This window comes from Cardiobacteriaceae bacterium TAE3-ERU3 (genome assembly GCA_019218315.1).
Classification (GTDB): Bacteria; Pseudomonadota; Gammaproteobacteria; order Cardiobacteriales; family Cardiobacteriaceae; genus JAHUUI01.
Window position 1 is genome coordinate 464,281 of sequence record JAHUUI010000001.1, and the last position, 23,743, is coordinate 488,023.

Annotated in this window: 23 protein-coding genes; 11 read left to right on the forward strand and 12 right to left on the reverse strand. The window is 48.4% G+C overall.

Annotated features, from left to right (window positions below; all coding sequences use genetic code 11):
• Window positions 1-70: 70 nt before the first annotated feature.
• Window positions 71-307, forward strand: a complete 237-nt coding sequence (locus KRX19_02145; protein MBV7433813.1) for a hypothetical protein — start codon at window positions 71-73, stop codon at window positions 305-307.
• A gap of 51 nt (window positions 308-358) precedes the next feature.
• Window positions 359-997 carry a nitroreductase family protein gene (locus KRX19_02150; GenBank protein MBV7433814.1) on the forward strand — a complete coding sequence of 213 codons (639 nt, stop codon included), beginning with the start codon at window positions 359-361 and terminating at the stop codon, window positions 995-997.
• 35 nt (window positions 998-1,032) lie between these two features.
• Here the strand turns inward: KRX19_02150 and KRX19_02155 are convergent, their stop codons facing one another.
• Window positions 1,033-1,359 carry a hypothetical protein gene (locus KRX19_02155; protein MBV7433815.1) on the reverse strand — a complete coding sequence of 109 codons (327 nt, stop codon included), beginning with the start codon at window positions 1,357-1,359 and terminating at the stop codon, window positions 1,033-1,035.
• 297 nt (window positions 1,360-1,656) lie between these two features.
• Between KRX19_02155 and KRX19_02160 the strand changes: the two genes are divergently transcribed.
• Window positions 1,657-2,565, forward strand: a complete 909-nt coding sequence (locus tag KRX19_02160; GenBank protein ID MBV7433816.1) for an SEL1-like repeat protein — start codon at window positions 1,657-1,659, stop codon at window positions 2,563-2,565.
• A 48-nt stretch (window positions 2,566-2,613) separates the two neighbouring features.
• On the opposite strand, the gene puuR is transcribed toward KRX19_02160, so the two are convergent.
• Window positions 2,614-3,174 carry an HTH-type transcriptional regulator PuuR gene (gene puuR, locus KRX19_02165; protein ID MBV7433817.1) on the reverse strand — a complete coding sequence of 187 codons (561 nt, stop codon included), beginning with the start codon at window positions 3,172-3,174 and terminating at the stop codon, window positions 2,614-2,616.
• Window positions 3,167-3,904 carry a gamma-glutamyl-gamma-aminobutyrate hydrolase family protein gene (locus tag KRX19_02170; protein MBV7433818.1) on the reverse strand — a complete coding sequence of 246 codons (738 nt, stop codon included), beginning with the start codon at window positions 3,902-3,904 and terminating at the stop codon, window positions 3,167-3,169. The genes puuR and KRX19_02170 overlap by 8 nt, the downstream gene beginning before the upstream one ends.
• 217 nt (window positions 3,905-4,121) lie before the next feature.
• Between KRX19_02170 and KRX19_02175 the strand changes: the two genes are divergently transcribed.
• From KRX19_02175 to KRX19_02185, 3 genes are all read left to right on the forward strand, one after another.
• Window positions 4,122-5,444, forward strand: a complete 1,323-nt coding sequence (locus KRX19_02175; GenBank protein MBV7433819.1) for a glutamine synthetase family protein — start codon at window positions 4,122-4,124, stop codon at window positions 5,442-5,444.
• Window positions 5,444-6,760 (forward strand): FAD-binding oxidoreductase, encoded by a 1,317-nt coding sequence (locus KRX19_02180; protein ID MBV7433820.1) that lies wholly within the window; start codon window positions 5,444-5,446, stop codon window positions 6,758-6,760. Before KRX19_02175 ends, KRX19_02180 begins: the two co-directional genes overlap by 1 nt.
• A gap of 163 nt (window positions 6,761-6,923) precedes the next feature.
• Window positions 6,924-8,417, forward strand: coding sequence for a sodium:proton antiporter (locus KRX19_02185; GenBank protein MBV7433821.1), 1,494 nt, complete (start codon window positions 6,924-6,926; stop codon window positions 8,415-8,417).
• A gap of 66 nt (window positions 8,418-8,483) precedes the next feature.
• On the opposite strand, the gene KRX19_02190 is transcribed toward KRX19_02185, so the two are convergent.
• The 4 genes from KRX19_02190 to KRX19_02205 all read right to left on the reverse strand — a co-directional run bounded on the left by KRX19_02190 (window position 8,484) and on the right by KRX19_02205 (window position 13,056).
• Window positions 8,484-9,818 (reverse strand): ArsB/NhaD family transporter, encoded by a 1,335-nt coding sequence (locus tag KRX19_02190; GenBank protein MBV7433822.1) that lies wholly within the window; start codon window positions 9,816-9,818, stop codon window positions 8,484-8,486.
• A gap of 8 nt (window positions 9,819-9,826) precedes the next feature.
• Window positions 9,827-10,303 carry a CBS domain-containing protein gene (locus tag KRX19_02195; protein ID MBV7433823.1) on the reverse strand — a complete coding sequence of 159 codons (477 nt, stop codon included), beginning with the start codon at window positions 10,301-10,303 and terminating at the stop codon, window positions 9,827-9,829.
• 9 nt (window positions 10,304-10,312) lie between these two features.
• Window positions 10,313-11,065, reverse strand: coding sequence for a UDP-2,3-diacylglucosamine diphosphatase (locus tag KRX19_02200; protein MBV7433824.1), 753 nt, complete (start codon window positions 11,063-11,065; stop codon window positions 10,313-10,315).
• Window positions 11,066-11,211: 146 nt separating this feature from the next.
• Window positions 11,212-13,056: a YadA-like family protein gene (locus KRX19_02205; GenBank protein MBV7433825.1), complete on the reverse strand. Its 1,845-nt coding sequence runs from the start codon at window positions 13,054-13,056 to the stop codon at window positions 11,212-11,214.
• Window positions 13,057-13,609: 553 nt separating this feature from the next.
• On the opposite strand from KRX19_02205, the gene KRX19_02210 reads away from it, so the two are divergent.
• Window positions 13,610-13,939, forward strand: a complete 330-nt coding sequence (locus tag KRX19_02210) for an accessory factor UbiK family protein (protein ID MBV7433826.1) — start codon at window positions 13,610-13,612, stop codon at window positions 13,937-13,939.
• On the opposite strand, the gene pabB is transcribed toward KRX19_02210, so the two are convergent.
• The 3 genes from pabB to KRX19_02225 are packed head-to-tail and all read right to left on the reverse strand — an operon-like array spanning window position 13,916 to window position 17,723.
• On the reverse strand, window positions 13,916-15,670 hold the full coding sequence (gene pabB, locus KRX19_02215; protein ID MBV7433827.1) for an aminodeoxychorismate synthase component I: 1,755 nt from the start codon (window positions 15,668-15,670) through the stop codon (window positions 13,916-13,918). The two genes, KRX19_02210 and pabB, sit on opposite strands and share 24 nt — an antisense overlap.
• Window positions 15,667-16,800, reverse strand: a complete 1,134-nt coding sequence (locus KRX19_02220; GenBank protein MBV7433828.1) for an MFS transporter — start codon at window positions 16,798-16,800, stop codon at window positions 15,667-15,669. Before KRX19_02220 ends, pabB begins: the two co-directional genes overlap by 4 nt.
• The gene (locus tag KRX19_02225; GenBank protein MBV7433829.1) at window positions 16,797-17,723 is read right to left on the reverse strand and encodes an AEC family transporter; all 927 of its coding nucleotides are present in this window, start codon (window positions 17,721-17,723) and stop codon (window positions 16,797-16,799) included. The genes KRX19_02220 and KRX19_02225 overlap by 4 nt, the downstream gene beginning before the upstream one ends.
• A 203-nt stretch (window positions 17,724-17,926) precedes the next feature.
• Between KRX19_02225 and eda the strand changes: the two genes are divergently transcribed.
• Complete coding sequence (eda, locus tag KRX19_02230; protein MBV7433830.1) at window positions 17,927-18,463, forward strand: bifunctional 4-hydroxy-2-oxoglutarate aldolase/2-dehydro-3-deoxy-phosphogluconate aldolase; 537 nt, start codon at window positions 17,927-17,929, stop codon at window positions 18,461-18,463.
• A gap of 81 nt (window positions 18,464-18,544) precedes the next feature.
• Here the strand turns inward: eda and KRX19_02235 are convergent, their stop codons facing one another.
• The gene (locus tag KRX19_02235; GenBank protein ID MBV7433831.1) at window positions 18,545-18,703 is read right to left on the reverse strand and encodes a DUF1328 domain-containing protein; all 159 of its coding nucleotides are present in this window, start codon (window positions 18,701-18,703) and stop codon (window positions 18,545-18,547) included.
• A gap of 277 nt (window positions 18,704-18,980) precedes the next feature.
• Here KRX19_02235 and KRX19_02240 point away from each other — a divergent pair, with 277 nt between their 5' ends.
• The 3 genes from KRX19_02240 to KRX19_02250 all read left to right on the forward strand — a co-directional run bounded on the left by KRX19_02240 (window position 18,981) and on the right by KRX19_02250 (window position 21,905).
• Window positions 18,981-19,415, forward strand: a complete 435-nt coding sequence (locus KRX19_02240; GenBank protein MBV7433832.1) for a PA2169 family four-helix-bundle protein — start codon at window positions 18,981-18,983, stop codon at window positions 19,413-19,415.
• Window positions 19,416-19,644: 229 nt separating this feature from the next.
• Window positions 19,645-20,856, forward strand: a complete 1,212-nt coding sequence (gene ppk2, locus KRX19_02245) for a polyphosphate kinase 2 (protein ID MBV7433833.1) — start codon at window positions 19,645-19,647, stop codon at window positions 20,854-20,856.
• Window positions 20,857-21,053: 197 nt separating this feature from the next.
• Window positions 21,054-21,905: an HAD-IIB family hydrolase gene (locus KRX19_02250; protein MBV7433834.1), complete on the forward strand. Its 852-nt coding sequence runs from the start codon at window positions 21,054-21,056 to the stop codon at window positions 21,903-21,905.
• A 39-nt stretch (window positions 21,906-21,944) separates the two neighbouring features.
• Here KRX19_02250 and dld read toward each other — a convergent pair whose 3' ends face one another.
• Window positions 21,945-23,720 carry a D-lactate dehydrogenase gene (gene dld, locus KRX19_02255; protein MBV7433835.1) on the reverse strand — a complete coding sequence of 592 codons (1,776 nt, stop codon included), beginning with the start codon at window positions 23,718-23,720 and terminating at the stop codon, window positions 21,945-21,947.
• Between the last annotated feature and the right edge of the window lie 23 nt (window positions 23,721-23,743).

Consider the following 23,743-nt stretch of genomic DNA (forward strand, 5'->3'; position numbering starts at 1 on the left):
CCAATTCGTAAAGTCATATTCTCCGTATCGTCCTACAATAAAAATCCGTCCGCAAACAGCAGGAATAATCATGAACAGCCAAGAGAAAAAGCGTTTTATAGTTGGTATTGTCATTGGTATTGTGATTAGCACAGCCATCTTCACTGTACTGCAATATTTTTTCTCTACCGGCAATAGCTCACCGCTAAAAAACATCGTCGGTAGCATTATATTTGCGCTGGTATATACAGCCAGTATGTACTGGCTATTCACCCGCAAAAAGAAAAAACAACAAACCCAGAACCATCAGGACAGTGCGCTGCATTGAGTCCTGCCATCACATCCCCATCACATGACGAAATATAAAACAGGAAATGACATGGCTAACCTTATCGACAACCTCAACTGGCGGCATGCGGTCAAAGCCTATCTGCCGAACAAGAAAGTCGCACAAGCCGACATCGACAAAATCGTTGAAGCCGCACGTCTTGCGCCCACTTCTTCGGGCCTGCAGCCGTTCAAAGTTATCGTGCTGGAAAATCAGGACATCAAGGAACAGCTCAGCAAAATCGCGCTTAACCCCGAATGTATGCGCGATTGCTCGCATGTATTAGTTTTTGCGGCATGGGACGATTACACCGCAGAGCGCATTGACACGATGTTCGACTACACCACCGACGAACGCAACCTGCCGCGTGGCCGCTTCAGCAGCTATACCGACATGATCAAAGGCATTTACCTCAACCGAACGGCAGAAGAAAACTTTGAACATGCCGCCCGGCAAACCTACATTGCGCTAGGGTTAGCATTGGCACAAGCCGCCGAACTCAAAGTCGACACCACACCCGCTGAAGGCTTTGACAACGCCAAACTCGACGACATCCTCAAGCTCGGCGAACACGGCTTAAAAAGCGTCTCGTTGCTTTACGTCGGCTACGCTGATGAGGAAAAAGACTGGATGAAGCCGATGAAAAAAGTCCGCCGCCCGACCGATGACTTTGTCATCAATATCAAATAAGAGTTAAGTAATAAAAAGGCTGCCATGTGCAGCCTTTATCGTATGGATTGCCGCTGCATCTCTACTGGCTCGCACCACGTCAAATAATCAAAGCGGTTCAGTCCGGCGCACGCTTTGTCTTTCGGCGTATAGAGATAGGTGTCAGCAGCTTGTTCGGAAAAATAATAGTAGTTGCGGTGATCCTCGCCGTAACGCCAATACCCGCCAGAACCGCTATCAATCTGAGTCGGCTCGAAAGTGAAAATACTACTGTTGCCGGGAATATAGTTTGTCGAATCGGTGAGCAGCAGCCACATATTGGAAAACACACGACTGCCAACTGCCCCTGATAACAGCAGCAAGATGCCTGTCACAGCAAGCATTTTCAAGGGCGATATTTGTTCATAGGTTCAATGATCTTGGCATCAGGATTTGGCGTAGTCTAATTTCATGCGTCATATAAATGCACCTTCAGCTCTGTGAAAAATACTTACTAATGGTCAGGCCGCCAATCCGTACAACCCTCATTGATCATACCGCCTCCGGCAAGGATTTTGGTGCATCACCAATGCAGCAAACAACCTTGGCATATCGGGCGAACTATAAGATAACAAAACAGCTTCCACGCAATGGGAGCCGTTTTGCTATGCTGTGCGCATTCATTTTCATCAGGTATAACCATGAACAACGATTCAGACAACACCAAAGCCCGCCTTGAGCAAGCCTCGCAGTTTTACCAGAAAGACGACTACGCAGCAGCATACGACCTATGGCAACCACTGGCTGAACAAGGCAATGCACAGGCGCAGTGCAATCTTGGTTCACTGTACGCACAAGGTGCGGGCGTGAAGCAAGACTTTGCTTTGGCAAAGCAGTATTGGATGCAGGCTGCCGAGCAAAACATCGCACACGCACAATACTGCCTCGCACTATTGCACGAACACGGCTGGGGCACTGCCCCCGATGCAGCCAATGCACGGCAATACTACGAACAGGCGGCACAAAATGGCCATCCTGATGCGCAATACAATCTTGCTGTTATTTACGATGAAACCGGTGACCTAAGTGAAGCACGCAAGTGGTACGAACTTGCCGCTGAACAAGGTCATCCTGATGCACAATTCAACCTTGCACTACTTTATGACAACGGTGAAAGCGTCGAGCGCGACAGCAGTAAAGCACGAGATTATTACGAACAAGCTGCGCAGCAAGGGCATGCGGACGCACAAAATAGCCTTGGCTGGCTTTATTACCACGGCGACGGTATTGAGCAGGATTACGGCAAAGCCTACGAATGGTACGGCAAAGCCGCGGCACAAAATGATGCCGATGCACTGTGTAACCTCGGCAATCTTTATCTGCACGGCGAGGGCGTTGACAAGGATGAAGCCAAGGCTTGCGAGTATTTTGAAAAAGCTGCTGAACAAGGCCATGCCGGTGCGCAATACAATCTTGGCTGCTGCTATTTGCAGGGTGTGGGCGTATCGCGCAACGATAACCGTGCGAAAAAATGGTTCAAACTCGCTGCCGCACAAGGCGATGAGGACGCGAAACATAATCTGGCCTTGATGAAAAAAGCCAAGCGCTAGAATCCGGGCTTTTAACCAAATACATTTATGTAGCCAGCCTAACCAACTTCAATAGGTTGTCGGGGTATGGGCGCTGATGATGCGGCAAATGCCATCGTGGTCGTTGATAAAGGTGTGCGGAATAGAGGTATCGATAACGTAGCTGTCGCCAGCTTCAAGGTGATAGGTGTCTGTGCCGAGGCGAATGGTGATTTTCCCACTGATGACCGTGCCTGCTTCTTCGCCTTCGTGGCTAATTTGCTCTTCTGTCTGCGTATGTGGTTGGTATTCCTCAAGCATGAAGCCGAGGCGACGGTTAGGCTGGTGGTTATGCACAAGGCGGAAGGCGACTTGTTCATCACCGATGTTAACCAGCTCATGTGGCTTGACCACAACTTGCGTTTTTTTTGGCGGATGCAGGTTTGTAAAAAAATCAGCGAGATCAGTATCCAGCTCGTTCAGGATGGCTGCAAGGGTATTGATTGACGGGCTGACTTTGCCGTGCTCAATCGAGCTGATCGCGGTATTGGTCAGTCCGGCAAGTTGTGCAAGCCTACGCTGAGAGAAGCCTTTTGCAAGGCGCAACTCGCTGATCTTGTTTCCAATAATGATATTTGATGGTTCACTCATATGCTTGCCGGGCGTGCTGAATTAATTTACGGAACAAGAATACCGATAGCGGGTTGTGAATGCTGCGGTATTCCGGGTGCCATTGCACACCGAGGATGAACGGGTGTTCGCGATGGCTAATGGCTTCAATCAACCCATCATCGGCAATTGCCTCAATGCGCAAGGGCGGGGCAAGATCACGAACAGCCTGATTATGCAGTGAATTAACGCGGAAACTGCTTTGCCCAAAATCGGCAAGGTGCCCATCGGGATTGATGTCGATGCTGTGAATGTCGTCGTAGGGATGGCCTTGCCCAATACGATCAGACTCGCTGTGTGAGGCGGTAAAAGCGGGATTGGTGCGAAAGTCAGGATACAACGTGCCGCCAAAAAAGACGTTGATTTCCTGCATGCCGCGGCAAACGCCAAACAAAGGCTTGCCATGCGTCATGCAGTGTTCGAGAAGGGCGAAGCTCAGATTGTCGCGTGATAAATCGGTCTTGGGTTCATGGTGGGTCGCGCCATAGCGGTGCGGCGCAACGTTGCTATAGCTGCCGGTGAGTAATACGCCATCAAGCAGGCCAAAAACATGCTGACAGTCCTGCGTGTCATTCAATGCCGATGGCAATAAGATCGGCAGGCCGCCTTGTGCTGTGATGCTATCGATGTACTTATTGTGTACGGCTTGCCCAGGCTGACCTTCGATATCCTTGGCACAGCAAATAATGCCGATGACGGGTTGGTGATTCATGGTTATTCAGCTTAGTTAGTTTGTGTAAAAAAAGTAACATATTGCCCTGTGCGTGTCATTTATTTTTCACCTCTGCGCAATAAGACAATCATTAAATTCCTCGCTATATCTATATGATGACCTATTAAAACAGAAATAATGTTAATGATTACTGACATATTGACATAAATAAGTGACAAATGTTAACGTGCGTCAACTATTTTAAACTGGATCAATCATGACGAGAGAGCGTAAACCTGCGGCGTTATACGTCGCGGCATGCGATTTAAACGGAGTGTGGCGCGGCAAGCGGTTAGCAATGTCGCAGTTGGAAAAGGCGCAGGGCGGTGAAGTGCGTTTGCCATTGTCAATATTGAGCGTCGATATTTGGGGCGGCGACGTAGTTGCCAATGCATTGGCAGATGGCGATGCGGATGGCCTCACCCAACCAACTGGCCGCGGCCTACTGCCAATCCTTGCGACCCAGCATCCGTCACGCTTGCTGCCGGTATGGTTGTATCGTGAGGAAGGCGGCGCGTATAGCGCAGATCCGCGCCAGGCATTGGCACGAATCGTCGAGGACTTTCACGCCGAGGGGCTTACCCCTGTGATCGCAACTGAGCTGGAATTTTATCTGGTCGAAAGCCACCCTAATCAATTACCTATTCCTCCGGTTAATCCGCACAATGGCCAACGCTTAATCAAGACGGATGTATTGTCGATTAGCGAATTATGCGCATTTGACGGCTTTCTTGATGAAGTCTATGCGCAATGCGAAGCGATGGATATTCCCGCTGATTCAGCCATTGCCGAGAATGGCTGCGGGCAATTTGAAATCAACTTGCTGCATTGCGATGATCCACTCAAAGCAGCTGATGATGCGCTGCTGTTCAAATACATCGTCAAAGCAGCGGCAAAGCGCCACGGCTTTACGGCGACCTTTATGGCCAAACCATTTGCCGAGCAGTCGGGCAGTGGCTTCCATATTCATTGCAGCGTGCTTGATAAAGACGGCAATAATATCTTTGATGATGGCAGCGATGAAGGCACTGATGCTTTGCGCCACGCAGTCGCAGGGCTGATCGACAGCATGGACGATTGCATGCTGGTGTTTGCGCCACATTTCAATTCCTATCGCCGCCTGATGCCGGGCACACATGCACCAATTGCCGCAACTTGGGGCTATGAAAACCGCACTACGGCTGTGCGCATCCCCGGTGGCAGCCCGAAAGCACGGCGTATTGAGCACCGCGTAGCTGGCGCAGATGCCAACCCGTATCTGGTCTGTGCCGCCGTGCTTGGCGGCATGCTACGTGGCTTGCGTCACAAATCTGAGCCACCACTCGCAGTTGACGGCTGCGCTTATGATGACGATGAAGTCGCCTATTTACCGACGACGTGGCAGGCCGCCGCGGATGCGTTCGAATACAGCGATGTCGCGCGCGATATTTTCTCACCGCTACTGGTAGATCTGTACGCTGCGGTCAAGCGTCAGGAAATGACCCATTTCAGCCACCAGATCAGCCAATTTGAATACGATACTTATTTGGAGGACGCCTGATGAGCGAGCCAAAGCACAACATTGAACACTATTGCCCAACTGGCCAATACCCAGGTAGTTATTATGCAGCGAGCCGCAATGCAGCGCCTGAGCGACCAAAACTACAAAGCGCGGTCGAGAGCGAAATATGCATCATTGGCGGCGGCTTTAGTGGCTTATCCGCCGGCCTGCATTTAGCCGAGCGCGGCCATCAAGTGACCTTGCTGGAAGGCGCGCGCATTGGCTGGGGCGCATCAGGGCGCAATGGCGGGCAAATCGTCAATGGACTGAATGCCAGCCTCGATGTGATCAAGAAGCGCTATGGTCAGGATACCGCCAATTTCGTCGGCGGGTTGGTCACGCGCGGCAACAAGATCATTCGCCGCTTGATTGCTGACCACAGTATCGACTGTGATCTCAAGGAAAAGAACATTTTTGCCGCGTTTAATCAGGGGCAAATGAAGGCGCTACAAGAGAAAAAAGCACTGTGGGAAAGCCACGGCATGCATGATCATGAGATGCTCGATAAGGATGCCATCCGTGAGTATGTCAAGACCGACGCATACGCAGGCGGCATGATCGACCATTCCGGCGGCCACATTCATCCGCTGAACCTTGCCCTTGGCGAAGCAGCAGCAATCGAAAAGCTTGGCGGCAAGATTTACGAAGAAACGCTGGTAGTGAAGGTTGAGCCATTTGCTGACCATGTGCTGGTGCACACCGAAGAAGGTAGCGTTAAATGTGAGCGTGTACTGATTTGCGGTAACGCTTATCTCAATAAAGTTGTTCCTGAGCTGACTGACCGCGTCATGCCGGTATCAACGCAGATTATCGCCACTGAACCACTGGGCGAACTTGGTGAAGCATTGTTGCCAAGCGATGTTTGCGTAGAGGACGTGCGCTATATTCTCGATTATTACCGCCTGTCTGCTGACAAGCGCATGCTGTTCGGTGGCGGCACGGTATACGGTGGGCAAGATCCATCCGACATCGTCGCCAAAATCCGCCCTAATATGCTCAAAATTTTCCCCGAACTGGCTGATGCCAAAATTGACTACGCGTGGAGTGGCAACTTTGCCCTGTCGTTCTCGCGTGTGCCGCAAATGGGCGCATTGCACGAACGTATGCTCTATGCCCACGGCTACAGTGGCCACGGCGTGACTGGATCACATTTATTTGGACAAATTCTAGCCGATGCCATCGACGGCAAACGCGATGAGTTTGACCGCTTTGCGGCAATACCGTGGATACCGTTCCCCGGAGGACGGGCGTTCCGTGTACCGTACTCAGTGGTCGGCTCATGGTGGTACGGCTTGCGTGACCGGCTTGGCTGGTAAGCCTGTGCCCGCACATCTTGTCGTCATTTGTATTAACCACAACAACAGCTCAATCAATACAACAGATTGAGCACTCTTTTTGATGATCTTGAGGCTAACAATACCGCCGCTTTTTGCGGCATAACACCCCCAAAGCAATACAGCTTACAGAGGAGACTACCTTATGACGACCACCATCAGCGATGCCGTAGGCGCTAAATATCAGCGGCGGCGTATGTTTGCCGGTTTACTGCTGTGTATCGGCGTATATGTCGGCTTTTCCTGGCTATCAACGCACCACGAACCGGGCAGCGACTGGGGCTGGTATTCCCTGCTGCCAACCCTGCTCGTCATCATTACCGCAATTATTTCAAGGCGGCCATTTGAATCTATGATTGCCGGTGGCGTAGCCGGATTGGTCATGCTCGATCCGGGCAACCTGATTTCACCCTTTGCAGAAAATATTTCCAGCATTGTCGGCAATGAGACCATCGTGTGGGTGGTGCTGGTATGCGGCTTGATGGGTGGCTTTATCCGCCTACTTGAAATCAGCGGCTGCCTCGATGGATTCAGCGGCTGGATGCAGAATTTGATCAAAAGCCGCCGTCAGTCAATGATTGCAACGTTCTTTATCGGCGTTGCGGTATTCATCGACGACTACCTCAACTGCCTTGCAGTATCGTCTTCCGTGAAAAAGCTCACTGACCATTACCACGTCTCGCGCGAGAAGCTTGCTTACATCGTCGATTCTACCGCTGCGCCGATGTGTATCATCGTGCCAATCTCAACATGGGCGGTGTACTTCTCTGGTCTGCTCGAAGAAAACGGCATGGCTGAAAAAGATCACGGCATGCTGCTCTACATCCAGTCGATCCCGTTTATGGCGTATGCGTGGGTGTGTTTGCTGCTGGTATTTCTGGTCATCATAGGTGTAGTCGGTGATTACGGCCCCATGAAAAAAGCCGAAGCACGTGCAAAAGCCGGTCAGCCAGTACCACCGGAAAGCATTGGTGAAGGCTTGAGTGCTGATACGCGTGCACGCCGCAAGGTCAGCTTCCGCGTCAATATGTTCAACTTCGTTTTCCCAATGGTGCTACTGGTCGCATCAACGGTGTACTACGATATTGATTTGCTGCAAGGCGTTATCCTTACTTGTGCGGTTACCGTTGTATTGTTCTACGTGCAAGGCTTGCTCGGCTTTGAAGAGCAGGTTGAGGCGATATTTGATGGTTTCAAGATCATGCTCTATCCACTCGCTGCGGTCATTGCCGGCTTCTTCATCAAGAACATCAATGACCAGCTCGGCATGACTGAGTACGTCGTCAACAGCTTGATTCCGTATATGAACAACGTCACCTTCCCTGCGATCATTTTCGCATCAATGGCGTTGATCGTATTCTCAACCGGCTCAAGCTGGGGCGTATTCGTGATTTCGATCCCGTTGGTCGTACCAATCGCGCACGAACTCGGCACGCATTTACCATTGGTTGCGGGTGCTCTACTCTCAGCCTCAGCATTCGGTAGCCATGCCTGCTTCTTCAGTGACTCATCGCTGCTCGCAGCCAAAGGCTCTGGGTGCTCGCCAATGGCGCACGCCTTCAGCCAATTTCCGTACGCGGTGATTGGTGCAGTCGTGACGATTTTGGTCTTCCTTGGCTTGGGCTATATGTACGCCTAATCCATCAATCAAAAAGCCCCACCAAGCAAACAACTTGGTGGGGCTTTTTATTTGTCAGCGTGGATGTTAGAAGTAACGCAACCACAAATAAACATGCGCAAGCGCAACGGTGATGATCATTAATGGGAATGCCCATTTGGCAAACTGCACCATGCCGATTGGCTGCTTGGCTTTTTCAGCAAAAGCAGCAACGGTCAAGTTGGCGCTGGCACCGATCAGGGTACCGTTACCACCAAGACACGCACCGAGTGCAAGCGCCCACCAGACCGGATCAAACTGGTCAGGGCCGACATGGGTTGAGGCTGTTTCAAGCAATGGGATCATGGTCGCAACAAACGGAATGTTGTCGAGGAATGACGATAGGATTGCCGATACCCACAATACGGAAAAGGCCATTTTTTGTGGATCACCATCAGTCGCAGCAATCAGCTTTTGTCCCATAACGCTGAGCAAACCAGAGTGCTCAACAGCGCCAACGATCATGAACAAACCGAGGAAAAAGAAAATGGTGATCCACTCAACCTCTGCAAAGGTGTGGTGGACGTCTTCACTTTGTTTCTCAGCTGGCTTATGACCATAGGCAATCAGCATCAGTAATGCTGCTCCCGAAAGGGCGACCGTGCCCGGCTCAATATGCAGGCTATGACCAACAAAGAAGCCAAGCAGAACGAGCGAGAAAACCACCGCACATTTTTTCAGCAGCTTAACGTCAGTTATCGCATCATTTTCATCAAAGCGCATGATACGTGCACGCGCCTTCAGGCAAGCACTCAAGCTCTTGCGGAACGACAACCAAAAAATGGCGAGTACAACGAGCATGATGATGATCGCAATCGGCGCCATATGTATGAGGAAGTCCATAAAAGTCAGGTGTGTGGCAGAGCCAATAATGATATTTGGTGGGTCACCAATCATGGTTGCCGTGCCACCAACATTCGAGGCGATGATGCTGGCAAACAGATACGGAAATGCTTTGACGCCAAGCTGCTCCGTAATCAGTAGGGTAACCGGCGTGATCAGCAAAACGGTGGTGACGTTATCGAGCAGTGCCGAAAAAATAGCCGTAATCGCGCAAAGCATGACCAATATCCCAACTGGATTAGCACGAACCGTCTTGGCTGATTTGATCGCCACATATTGGAATACACCGGTCTTGGCTGTGATATTGACCAGCATCATCATACCGATCAGGAGGAATATGGTGTTGAAGTCGATACTGTCTACAGCTTGCGTCTGGTTGAGTAGGCCGCAGTAAATCATCAAGAATGCGCCGAGCAGCGCAATGACAGCACGGTTTATCTTTTCTGTGATGAGGACAATATAAACGACAATAAGTATTGCGGCTGAGAGCCACATGGGGTTAAGGCCAAAAATGGCGCTATGAGAAAGTTCGCTGTGCATGGGGAATCTCAGGCAGTTGGTTGTGGTTGGAGGCGATCGAGTAGGGCGTTAATTGTAATAACGCCAATAAAGCGATCACTATTTTCTTCGGTAACAATGACGTGCGCATGGTGCTGATGCAGAATGTAAATAGCCTCCATGATTGAATCATCCGGTGAGCAAGTTGGAATGTCACTGGTGATCATGTGCTGACTTACCGGCTCGTGCCCAAGCGTATCAAACTTCTCTTGCAGCTCTTCAACGCTGGTTTTCATGAAGTTCAGATCCGCCATTTTACTCCCCATATTGATACTGATCGATTTGGGCAATAGGCGCTCAAGCAACTTAATTGAGGAAAAAATACCGACAAAATTACCATTGCTATCAACAACGGGCAGGTAACGCATACCGCTGTTATGAATAGCGCTTAACGCTTCATGCAAGGTTTGCTCGGGTGCCAATGTTTTGGGATTGGCGATCATGATGTCGCGGCATGTATTTTCCATTGTTGTTCCTCATAAGTCAGTAGAACTCACGAACGTGAACGTTTTGTGAGCATAACGCAACATCATACCCCAAGGGTGCCAATCACCCAAGACGTAGCGTACGCCTTGCGTGTGATGATGGGTATTACAGCGGTGTGTGTGACCATGAATTAGCACGCTAGATTGTTGCGATTGCAACGAATTATTAACCGCATCAGGATTAACATCAGTAATCTTCTGATCTTTACGTGCGCCGCGCTGCTTGCTTTCCTTGCGTAGCCGAGTGGCAATCCGGCGCTTGAGTGTAACGGGCAGGCATCGCCACAGGCTTTGCGTCAACGGATGGCGTAAAACCCGGCGCAGACGCTGATACCCAACATCATCCGTACAGAGTAGATCACCATGTTCGAGTAAAACGTGCTGATCACCCAAAAGAATCACTTGCCTTTCAGGCAGCAAAGCCATGCCAGACAACGCAGCATAATCCTCACCAATCAGAAAATCGCGATTGCCATGCTGGTAATAAACGGGGCAAACATCGGCCAGTGTATGAATGGTCTTGGCGATCTGTTCGTGAAATGCGGTAGTTAAATCATCGCCCAACCAATAATCAAATAAGTCACCAAGGATATACACAGCAGCGGGGCGTTGCGCAGCCAAATCCGCAATTGCCGCCTCAAACTCCGCGGTAATATCCGGGGTCTGTTCACTTAAATGAATATCTGCGAGAAACCAAACGGTTGCATCAGCATGATAAGCATATGGACCTTGCAGTGGTTTCATCGGCAAGCACAGATACGCCAAAATACATCAGTACAAGCATAAGTATCAAAGCAACAGATCACAGCATTTTCCTGATCAGGGTAGATCAAGGCAGTGTAAGTAATTCATGCTATAGCGGCAAGCTTTGCCGCTAGTGACACGAACTTTTAGAACATATAACTCACACCAAGCCCTGCACCTTTGCCCGTACTGTTGGCATTCACAGAACCTTTAATGATCCATTTACCATTATCACTGATACTGGAAACGCCGATGGCAATAGCTTGTTCTCCTTCATAAGTCCCCAGACCAACACCTATCGCACTTTTGCCTGGCAAATAAATTTGTGGAATATTTGCTGATGCAACAGCAGATGCTGTACCTGCTTTGGATTTTTGATCAATATTGTCGATTTTGCCGTTTACGATACTCAATGCATCGTGAAGTTGCCCACCATTGACTGCATCACTACTGTTTGGTGCTATACGCCCATCAGCCACTCCAGTGATTTTTTTATCACCGGCATAAATGCCTTGCTGGTTAATCACCGTGTCACCGACATTAACCTGCTCATAGGTGACAACTGGCTTGGTTTTAATTTCAAACTCAGTCACATTGCCGCTAGGAGTTTTAATAACTTCGATGTTATCTCCTGCTGTTATGTTGACAGGGTTTTGGTAAATGATCGTCGTATTACCACCTGATGGGCTACCAATTGCCCCAACTGCAGAGCGTAACTGCGCGACATTGACCGCATCCGTATCTTCCGAGCCGGCGGCAAGATTAGTAATTTGTCTCGTTTTACGTGTTTTAGTTGCTTCATCGTAAGAGCCCACGGAGACTGCAGCCAAATCACCTTTAACCGTATCAATGACACTCTGGATATCCGTTTTCGTCGCATTTGGTAAGACAAATACAGTATCAGGAGAGTTATTGAGCTCTATTTCCCCTGATGACGTTTTAACGCTTCTATCATTAAGTGCCTTGCGATCAGCATGAGAATATGCGCCAAGAGCAACACCCGTATTAACACTCGCCTGGCTAGAAGTACCTATACTGGTGGAGTGGTTAATTACTCCACTACTGGTGCCACTATTACTGCCAATCGAAACATTATCATTCCCTTCTATCTCTTGACCAGCTCTGAAGCCTGTAGCTATGTTTCGGTGTCCCTTAACAGTTGTTCCGGCCTGGACACCGTCAGCGATATTAGCGCTACCCAAGACTGACTGACCAGCATATAAGCCTTGAGCAATATTGTAGTTTCCATCTACGTCCTTACCACTTGCATAGCCATATGCAAGATTGTACTCTCCGTTGGTTCTTTGCCCTGCATAAAAGCCTGTTGCAATATTGTTATAACCTTGGGTAGATACACCAGCTTCACGGCCTACGGCAATATTATTACTACCCTGAGCAGACTCTCCAGAACGATACCCGATAGAAATATTATGATCCCCATGCAACTGTTGCCCACTTTGCTGGCCTAAAGAAATATTGGCTGTACCTTTTGTTGACTCACCTGCTAAATGCCCTATAAGAACATTATCGCTACCATTAGCGCCTTGCCCAGCCTGGAAGCCAACAAAGGTACCAAAATTAGTTACTCCATTACTGTGTATTCCCGCATATGCCCCTACTGCAGTGATATGAGGTCCATTTGCTTGCGCACCATGACCCAGAGCAATACTATCAGTGCCTAAACTCTGAGTAGCACTACCAATTGCTATTGAATTCTGACTATTCTTTGTAATTTCTGCACCATTACCTATAGCAATCGAATTTTTAGCCTCAATATCAATGCTGGCTTTGCCACAAATGAGACGCTGATCATACTTATCTAAAAAGCAGACCTTATCTAAAGGCACTCTTACACCAGATGCTGCGCCAGTACCATCACCGGCAAGCCCTAGCGCAGTCAAAGGTAAAAAAAATATTAATCCACCAATGGAAGCAGACTTCATCGCAAAAGAAAGGTAATTTAGTAAGTAGGGGTTGTTGGTTAAATTCATAATTTTAAGTACTTCATATGTTCAGGAATTTCCGCTACAAATTATATGTAGTTTTATGAGAAGAAACAGTTTTTAAAAACAATTGTTTGTTTTAAATTCTAGCAAAAATACTGCTTCATAGCGAAGAAATACGAAAAGGAATTTGGGCAAAAAAAAGCAGCGAGGGGACGCTGCTGAAAAATGGAGGGATTTTATTTAGTCGGCTATTACCGATTCTGTCACTTGCCAATGCGCACAGTATAAATACTCCTTTTTTACAATGCAAGCTTTATCTTTTGAAAAACTCATTAAAAACAATATAGTACGGAAAAGGTTCTGATTAAAGTCTTTTTAGGCTATGCGCTCAGGCTGATTTTTCTCAAAAAATACTTGCCCGTAAAGATTAGAAGCATTATCATTAGCGTCGATGGAGCGCGAAAGCAATCTGTCACATTGCCTCATGATGATTTACCCCGAGCATTTGCTTGGGGTTTTTTTTGCTCTATGACAAGATCATTGGATTACACCTGTTCGTGATACACTTTCAGCAAACCCGAACCGGAATTATCCTATGATGAAAAAAAATCCTTTTGCATTTATTGCCAGCCAAATTGAGGCAAATCTGCCTGAGTCTATTCGCCCAATGACCGACGAGGCCAAGCAGATGGTGCGCGGCGTGATCAGTGAAAAATTGGCGCAATTTGATTTGGTACCACGCGAAGAATTTGCCCAGCAAGAGCGCTTGTTGGCACGCGCCGAAAAGCGCGTTGCCGAACTCGAAGCTCGCGTCACTGAGCTGGAAAATCAACGCTCTGGTACGACACCTTCCAGTGCATCAATTGCTGCCATAGAGGATGATAATACGTTACCTCCTTCAAGCTCAGACAAGACGCACGGGAAATAATCCGCGCAGAGCATTACCAAGTAACACCGTATCCGCTTGCGTTAACATATCGCGGCTGATGCGGTGTTCTTGTATCTGGGGGCAGCCAAGCCAGCGTCGCGGGTTATTGAGCACTTGCTGGCGCATGATTCCGGGTAATATATCGAGCTCAAGTGCCGGGGTGTACCATTGCCCATCGACACAAATAAAAACGCTACTGCGTCCACCTTCGAGCAAATATCCTTGTTGGTTGAACACCAACGCATCAAACGCACCTTGCATTGCTGCCTGTTGCCACGCCTGATCGTAAGCAGCACGATGGCTGATTTTGTAGCGACGTAACGGGTCGTGATCGGGCAATGTTTCAGGATGAATGATGGCGGTTTGTCCGTCAGGCAACGGGGGGCAGTCATGGCTTTCGAGTTCGAATTTCCCATTTTGCCAAAGGCTGATTTTCATGCGCCGGGAATGATCCTGATATTCACTGAGATGGTGCTCTACAGCGGAACGTATTGCCGCTATATCACAAGTAAAGCCAAGGTCTTGCGCGCTGCACTCCAGGCGCTTGAGGTGCGCTTCAAGAAGGGGCGCATTACCTTTAGTGACGGCGAGCGTTTCAAATAACTGAAATGGCTGATCAATGTGCTGTAAAAAAGCTTTCTTCCAATGGCACTCTTCGTATTCACCATCAGCTGTGCTATCGATGGTGATACCACCGCCGACGCCAAGCCGCCCGTGTTGACCGTGTAAGGTCATGGTGCGGATGGTGATATTGAAGCAGCCTTTTCCGTCACGCTCGAGATAACCAATACTGCCGGTATAAAGCCCGCGTGGCTCTGTTTCCAATTGATCAATCAGCTGCATGGTGCGATATTTCGGCGCACCAGTAATCGAGCCGCAAGGGAAAGTGGCGCGAATCAAATCTGCATAAGTCGCATCTGGCCGCAATTCGGCGTGTACTTCTGTGGTCATCTGCCACACCTTGCCATGCGCTTTTACCGCAAAAGGGTTATGAACGGTAACACTGCCCAATTGCGCCATTTTACCGAGATCATTGCGCAATAAATCGACAATCATGGCATTTTCTGCGCGGTTTTTGACGTCCACTGCGAGCGCTGCCGCACGCGCTTCATCGTGACCATCACCGAGTATGGGCGCAGTGCCTTTCATCGGTTCACTGATGATTTTACGCCCATCAATGCTGTAGAAACGCTCAGGAGAGAGCGATAGCGTCCAATGATCGTCGCCATGATAAATCAACGCAGCATATGGCGCAGGTTGTACACGGCGCAATTGAGCATAGAGATACAATGGATGACCGTAAATAGTGAAATCACAATGAGTAGTGAAATTGACTTGGTAGGTCTCGCCAGCACGAATGTATTCATGAATATCGGCAATACGCTGGTCAAAATCGGTTTTGCTGATCGCGAGTTCAGGGGCAATAATACCTGCGGGTTGATCATCATCTAGCTGCTTGGAGAGCCAGTTCGCACAATCCTCAAGGTACGTCAGTTGCTTGTACCACGCGACTTCCATCGTACACCCACTATCAGCAATACCCATCAAGTCACGGCCAAAATCGTAAGGCAAAATCAAGCAGGCATGTAAGCCCTGCGACCACCCTCGCTCCAAGCAAGTATCGAGCTGATCAAGCTCAGCGGCAGTCAGCGCTGTGGTGTATTGAAAGTCCGTATAAAGCCGAGCGCGGTTTTGATCCGCGCTATCGAGTAAAGCAAAAGGTTTGATCATGAAGCGGTTTTAGGTAAGCTCAATAAAGCGATCAATCCCAGCCCTGCTGTGCCCATGAGAAACAGCAAAAAGGCGGTAAGACCGTAGTGTTGATAGACGATGCCGGGGACGAATGAACCATATACGCCACCGGAGTAATAAAAAGCAGTATAAAACGCATTGGTTAGTGCCTTAGGGTAACGACTCTGCTTGTTCACTTCGGCGATGGCAACGCTGTGCAGCAAGAACATTGATGCACAAAAAATAAACAACACCACAAAAGTCAGGATGATGCTGTTGCCAAATAAAACCGTCATCGCGCTAATAAAGAGTACTGCAGCAAAGACAAGGCTACGCCGCAAGCCAAAGCGCCGCACGATTCGCTCTGCCATGACGGCAATCCCTGCACCAGTGATATAGCCGCTGTACATCAGCCCGGCTGTAAAGGTGCTGGAGTCGGGAAATGCCTGCTTGAGGATAAATGGCAAATAGTTGAGCAAGCCGACAAAGCACGAAAAAAACGCAAATATAATTAGGTAATAAGTCAGTACGGTACGCTGGCGCAGCATATTGACCAGATCTTGTAATTGTGGGCGCTGATAGGCATCTTTTGCTTGGTTGAGCGGTGATGCAGGTAGCATGACTGCCACAGCGAATAAAATACTCGCAATTAGCCAGGGATAGAGCTGCCACGCCAGCCATGTATCAAAAATGCCGGAGAGGAATCGGCCGAGAAAGCCACCAATAATGGTAAAGGCGATATAAAGAGACAGCGTTTTTTGGACACGATCATTTTGATAAAGCAGCAGGCTGATGATCGCCGTGATCAATATCGGAATCAACGCACCTTGTATGAAGCGAATGACCAACAGCCATTCAAAGCCATGAATGGTCGCAAAAGCGACATTAGATAAGGCGAGGGCGATTAAAGCGTACCTAAGCAATGATGCAGGGTGAATATTGCCGAGTAAATAGCCATAAAAAATCGGGGCAATTGCCAGTGGCAATAATGCGACTGTGGTCAGCGTCCCACCTTCAGCAGTACTACGGCCGTATAGCTCTGCCAATTGCGGCTGTAACGGCTGCGGAATATACAGCGTAATGAACGTACAAATGGTCGCCGTTAAGAGTAAAAATAAGCGTTTATTCATGGTTTCATCAAGAGCAGAAGGAGGGATATGGTAAAAAACGACAGGGTTGTGGCAATCATCAAAACCGCTGCGCAGCGTCTCTGATGACCAAAATACTGCCCGAGTAATGGCAGCATACTGCCAACAGGGACGGCTGCCAAGAGCACACCGGCAAAACGCATTTCCTCAGGTGCACCACATATCACTAGCATCAAATACACCAGTAATGGATGGACAAAAAGCGTACCAATACTGATTTGAATAATATCAGGGATAGAGCCACGAATTCGCAGCCCGTACAAAATACCGCCGATATAAAACAAAGCAAGTGGCGCAGCAGTATCCGATAACATGCCGCTAATCGTACCAATGATTTTAGGGGGCGAAGAACCACTGATCACAAAGGCTACTCCAGCCAACATGCCAAGAATAATTGGCTTTTTAAACAACTCTACGCCAATTCTTGCCAGCTTTTCCATGAGGTTACCTTTCTGCGTGGCAGATTCGGCCATAATCAAAAATAAAGGCACCATGATCATATTCTCAATCATGACATTGTAAGCAAGATAAACCCCGGCTGTAGGGCCGATAATCATCGCGAGAATGGGGTAGCCGATAAATCCGGTATTGGAAAATGAAGAGCCAAAGCCATTTAATGCAGACGCAACGTATGTCTGCCCACGCATATAGTACGCAATCACAAAGCTGACGCCATAGGCCAACAGAGACCCAATAGCGTAAGCAAATACGTACGTCATACTATTTAATTCATCAATGGAACGGCTCGAGATCGCGTGGAAAACCAACCCCGGCAAGGCAAACTTAACGACATATACACCTAAACTCTGTATATTTTCCGGGGTTACCCAGCCCAAACGAACGGAAATATAGCCCAGCGCAATCAAAAGATATACTGGAGCGGTGACGCCAATAACGTCAAGCATAATAATTTGGCCTCGTGATGATCAAAAGCTACGCCAGCTAAGCGAGAGATGAAACATGTGTTTGTAGTAGCATAGCGCAGGCAGATATCCGATTGCAGCAATTTTGGAGAATATAATGGACAAAACGTTGTTTGAACAAAAGACCATCGTCCCAGTTGTCGTGATTCATGATGTGGCTCAAGCTGTTCCTTTAGCCGAAGCAATTGCCCGCGCCGGGGGGGAAGGCTATAGAAATAACTCTGCGTACACCCGCTGGCTTAGGTGCCATCGAAGCCATTGCCAAGAGTGATATCAATATTATCGTTGGTGCAGGCACGGTGCTGACCAAAGAAGCACTCGATGACGCAGTCGACGCAGGATCACAGTTTTTAATCTCTCCAGGGCTAAATAGCGATTTAGTCAAATACGCACAAGAAAAGAACGTCGTCATGATCCCCGGCATCATGACGCCCAGCGAAGTTCAAGCAGCAATGGCATTGGGCTTGGATACCGTTAAATTTTTCCCAGCTGAGCTGGGAGGCGGGGCAAAAATGCTCAAGACATTCGCCAGTGTTTATCCTAATATGCGCTTTATGCCCACCGGCGGTATTAGCCCCAAAAATCTTGCTGAGTACGCAGCACTGGATAATTTGGCTGCAATTGGTGGCAGTTGGATGTGCCCACAAGATGCATTAAACGCAGGGGATATGGGTAAAGTCGAAAAACTTATGCGAGAAGCATTGCAACTAATTAATGGATAAATTAATACATTAAACGGTCATCTATTTTAATAAAACAATAGCCCCATTTGGGGCTATTGTTTTATTACTCAAAAGAATTACTTATTTTCGGCGACCAAAAATAAAAGATAACACAGCAAGAATCAGAAAAACGATAAATAATATTTTACCAATACCTGCCGCACCTGCCGCAATCCCTGTAAAGCCAAAAACTGCCGCGACAAGTGCAATAATGAAAAAGATAACTGCATACTGAAGCATATTTAAATCCCCACATTTTGATGGAATGAAAAGGCTATATCCCAGCTTGACAAAACCCAAGCACAGAACACAAATCCCAGCTTGATCTTACCACTTGATGAATCTTGCGTTATAAATAAAAATTAATAATAAAGATTATTTGCATTAATAATAGAATTTAAATGAATATTAAATAATCTTAATTGAATATTTAAATAAACAAAATGTCATACCTGGTACGTATTTATTTTTTCCCTTTTTGCTATATTAACTGTGAACCATCAACCAGGAGTTAATGATGACTAAACCAAATCATATCAGCGATATTATCGAAGTTTTAAATAGTGGTATTAAATTCTATGAAAAAGGCATTGAGAAAGTATCTAATTCTGAGCTCAAAAGCGTTTTTCAGGAAATGATCAGCGAAAAGCAGAAAGCAATCTCAGCATTGCAGCCATTTGCACGTGAAGAGCAAGGTGAAGAAGAGCATGATGGCTCTGCGGCTGTTGCGATCCGTGAGAAGTTCACCCAGCTACTTAGCGTCTTTCAAGATGATGACAAAGCGTACGTGAGTCAGCTTGAAGAAGTTGAAGATAAAGTCTTGGAAGAGTTCCGCAAAGCACTTAAAGATGAGCAACCTGCAGATTGCCAATCCGCGCTACGCTCCACTATGACAGATATGCGTGCCTGCCACGACAAAATGCGTTCACTCAAATTAGGCTTGGATGCTTAATTTGTAAGTACGCTTCCTTTAGCCAGGAAACTGAAAACCCCACGCCTAGCCACGTGGGGTTTTATTTATGCCTGTATGAAAGCCAAATTTGGCCGCAACCACCTACCCAACAAGCTTTAGCGCAGATCGCATAAAAAGATTACTTTTTTGTGGGTAAAAAGTAACGAAAGTATCCAGAAAACGCTATAATTGCCATAAGCAATCATCATAAAATAATCAGGAGAAAGGCATGGCCAAGCCCCCGGTAAATAAAGCAAAGACAACTCAAGCAACCCGTCAGCGCAGTAAGAGTAATTTAGAAAAACGTGTCATAGAAGATCCTATCGAAACAATTGACCGCGTGGCTGACAGTGACGTAGAAACTCATGAGGTTGTCACTAAATCTGAGCGTGCACTCGATCGCAAAGAGGTGGCATTGCGTGATTTACTGGAGCGCGACATGAAAGCCGGGAAGCTCGATGAAGTGGTCGAGCATCTTGATGCTTTTTTTGAAGGTGCATCGCCAGATGATCTGGAAATATTGCATAAGCTATTCGTTAAGCACTCTTTGGCCAATATGGCACAAACGGGCGTCAAGTCTGATGATGAACTGGTCGATAATTGGCGCGAGGGTGTCTACCCATATAAAAACCGCATGCGCCGCAAGACCTATGAAAAGCAGAAATATCACTTGCAAGTCGAGCTACTCAAGCTACAAAAATGGGTTAAGGAGACTGGGCAACGTTTGGTCATCGTCTTTGAAGGGCGCGATGCAGCCGGTAAGGGTGGGACTATTAAGCGTTTTATGGAGCACCTGAACCCACGTGGTGCGCGGGTGGTGGCACTTGAAAAACCAACCGAACAAGAACAAGGGCAGTGGTATTTCCAACGCTACGTACAGCATTTACCGACCAAAGGCGAAATCGTATTATTTGACCGTTCTTGGTACAACCGTGCAGGTGTCGAGCGCGTCATGGGCTTTTGCAACGACAATGAATATACCGAGTTCATGCGCCAAGTGCCTGATTTCGAGCGCAATCTCATTCGCAGCGGTATTTTTGTGATCAAACTGTGGTTCTCGGTCAGCCGCGACGAACAGCGCCGCCGCTTTAAAGAACGTGAGCAGCACCCACTCAAGCAATGGAAGCTAAGCCCGATTGATAAGGCCTCACTTGATAAGTGGGACGACTACACCGAAGCCAAAGAAGCGATGTTTTTCCATACTGACACCGCTGAATCACCGTGGATCGTGGTCAAATCTGACTGCAAAAAGCGCGCCCGCCTGAACGCACTGCGCTACTTGCTACATAAATTGCCGTATGAGAGCAAAGATGAAGCGCAAATTGGCGCGATTGATCCTCTGCTGGTCGGCCGTGCCGGTGCGCTGTATGAAATCAACGAAGGCAAAATCAAAGCCGCAGTTGATCTCGACATCAAAGCAAACGGAAAGAGCAAGAAATAGGTTAATCCAAAGTAACTGACAGTACTTTGTACAGTACTGTCTTATCCAGCCACTACCATGAGTACAAAACCGCTAAGACATTAAGTTCTGTATTCATTGGTAGGGGTTACTTTGTTTGGGCTTTTTTATCATAGCTTTCCATAACCTCCGCAATAAAACATACAATACTCATCTCTACACACAGTAAGTGAGGGCTTATGGATCATTTAGAGAAGCAGGAAAGTGCTCTTTTGCAAGAAAATTGGCCAGCAGAGTTCCCTAAGCCGGAAGTCATTAAAGCCATTGTCTGCTGCGATGTTGACGAGACGTATATTCCTCGGACAAGGGACAAATCTCGCGGCGGTATCGCTGCTTTGGAAGCCTATATCAATACACACGCAGAAGATAAAGGCATTCTTTTGGGCTGGGTGACGGGCACAAATCTGAGCTCAGCTTGGCGCAAGTCCACAGATTATATTTCACGTAGCCCACACTTTATCTGTTGTAGCCTTGGCACTGAGTTTTACTGGGTAAAAGATGGCTCGCTTCACTCATCTGAAGCTTGGGCCGAGCGCATCAGGCAATCGGGGTACAACCAAGAAAAAGTAAGGGAAATTGTGGATACCCTATTAGAGAACGGTATGCCACTGGAAAAACAGCCTGAAGACTATCAAGGGCCGTATAAAGCCAGTTTCTATTATCCTGAAAATCCCAACATGGCTGAGGATTTTGCATTTATAGAAGAGCTCGCCAAAGACAAAAATATACGGGCTGTCTTCACGCGCTGTAATCCTGCTGCAGGTGATCCTGCAGATACTTATGATGTTGAATTTATCCCGATCTGCTGTGGCAAAGACCAAGCCGTTTCTTTTCTTATCGATGAAACAGCGCTCACAAGGGAAGCTGTGATTGCATTTGGTGACAGTGCCAATGATTTCGCTATGTTTGCGCAAGCCGGACAAGGGTACTTAGTCGCCAACGCCGATAAATATGCGATTGAGCAATACGGCAGTTGCCTTGAAGAGGCTTATTGTCATGGGATATTAAGTAAGCTGAAAGCGCTCATTTAATAGAAAAAGGCGCTGAATCCAGCGCCTTCTTTTTGATGATTAACGATCGTGATTACAGCCGCATCCGCAACCTTGCACGTCGTCGTCCTCTTCGCCTTCAACGTAGTGCTCAACCAGTGGCGCGGGCTTGTCGTCAGCCCAGTTTTTGACTTTGCTGGTCTTGCCGATGCCGGGGTTGAGTGAGTTGGTCGGGTCATTCTTTTTGTAGAATGCTTTGAGGTCGGCTTTGGCGAGGTAAAGGTGGCCAACGTTGTGTTCGGCCGGGTATTCCGCGCCGCGATCGTCAAAGAACTTGAGCAGGCGCTTTTTGAGATCATCAGCGTCGACGCCTTGTTTCAAGATGTAGTCCTGGTGCATGACGTGGCAGAAAAAGTGCCCGCAGTAGAGCTTGTCTTCCACGACGGCTTCGATGTCTGGCGGCAGGGTTTCAAACCATTCTTCTTCGTTGCGGCGCAGGGCAATATCGAGCGCGAGAATGGCGCCGACTTTTTTGTGCTTCATGGCATGATAACGCTTGGCCGCACCGGCAGCGGCAAAACGGTGCAGGATCGCCATATCGCCTTCTTTTTCCGTGCAGGCGTGATAGCCGCCTTCGTGGGTGGTGAAGTATTCGTCGAGATAGGCCTTGGCCTGATCGATACCATCGTCTGCCATTTTCAGGATCAGGTGATGCTCGTATTTGTCGCGATATTCCTGCATGATTTTGGGCAGGTGCGACGGCAACAGATTCATGAAAAACTGGGTGACGCGATCCGAGAGATATTTGGGCAGGAAACCAAATTTACCGGCAATGCGGTCGACGTTGTTTTTCAGGGCAAAGAATTTGGGGATGTATTTCGAGCCGAATTTGCTGATCACGAGTACGGTGTCGCGGCCATATTTCTCACTGACATTGAAGTATTCACGGTGCATGTACTCACCGGAAATGGGCAGTTCGTCGAAGTGAGTGAGGATGTGGCGGCGAATGTCGCTGAGGTGTTTGGTATTGTTGGTGCCGATGTAGAGCACTTGCTCGCGCGGTGGTTTGGTGAAGGTATCGATACGCACCGCAAAGACGATCAGGCGACCAGCCGAGCCGGATGCTTCATAGAGGCGGCGGCCATCGTTGTTAAAGCGTGCCGGGGTATCGGCATCGACTTCACGCACGCGGTCGTGGTATTCATGATCAGAGGCGAGCTTTTGCAACTGCTCGACATCGTCTTGCGTATAGTCGTTATTTTGCAGGCGGGTAAGTACGGTTTCGGGATCGTCACCGAGGTTGATGCCGAGATTGTTGTGGAAACGCAGTTGTCCGTCGGCATCGAGTTGGGCGTAGGCGGCCATTTCAGTGTAGGCAGGGCCACGACGAATCAGTGCGCCGCCGGAATTGTTACAAATCCCGCCGATGATCGATGCGCCGATACACGATGAGCCGATTACCGAATGTGGCTCACGGTCATGCGCTTCGAGGATGTCTTCAAGTTCAAACAGCGATGCACCGGGCAGGGCAACGGCCTGGGTCGCGTCGTTAATCAGGCGGATGCCTTTCAGGCGTACGGTAGAAAGTACGACGACGTCGCGGTCATAGTCGCCAAATGGCGTCGAGCCGCCGGTGAGACCGGTGTTGGCGGCCTGGGTAATGATGATGATGTCGTGCTTGACGCAAGCTTGCGCGATTTGCCACATTTCAACCAGTGTACCGGGCTTGATCACCGCAAGTGCTGTACCAATGCCGAAGCGAAACCCTTTGCAGTATTTCGCCATTTTGGCTGGTTCGGTGATGACGTGTGCATCGCCAACGATGCGTTGCGCGTCCTGAATAATCGCGTGGCTCATGACATTACCCCGGTTGTGGATCA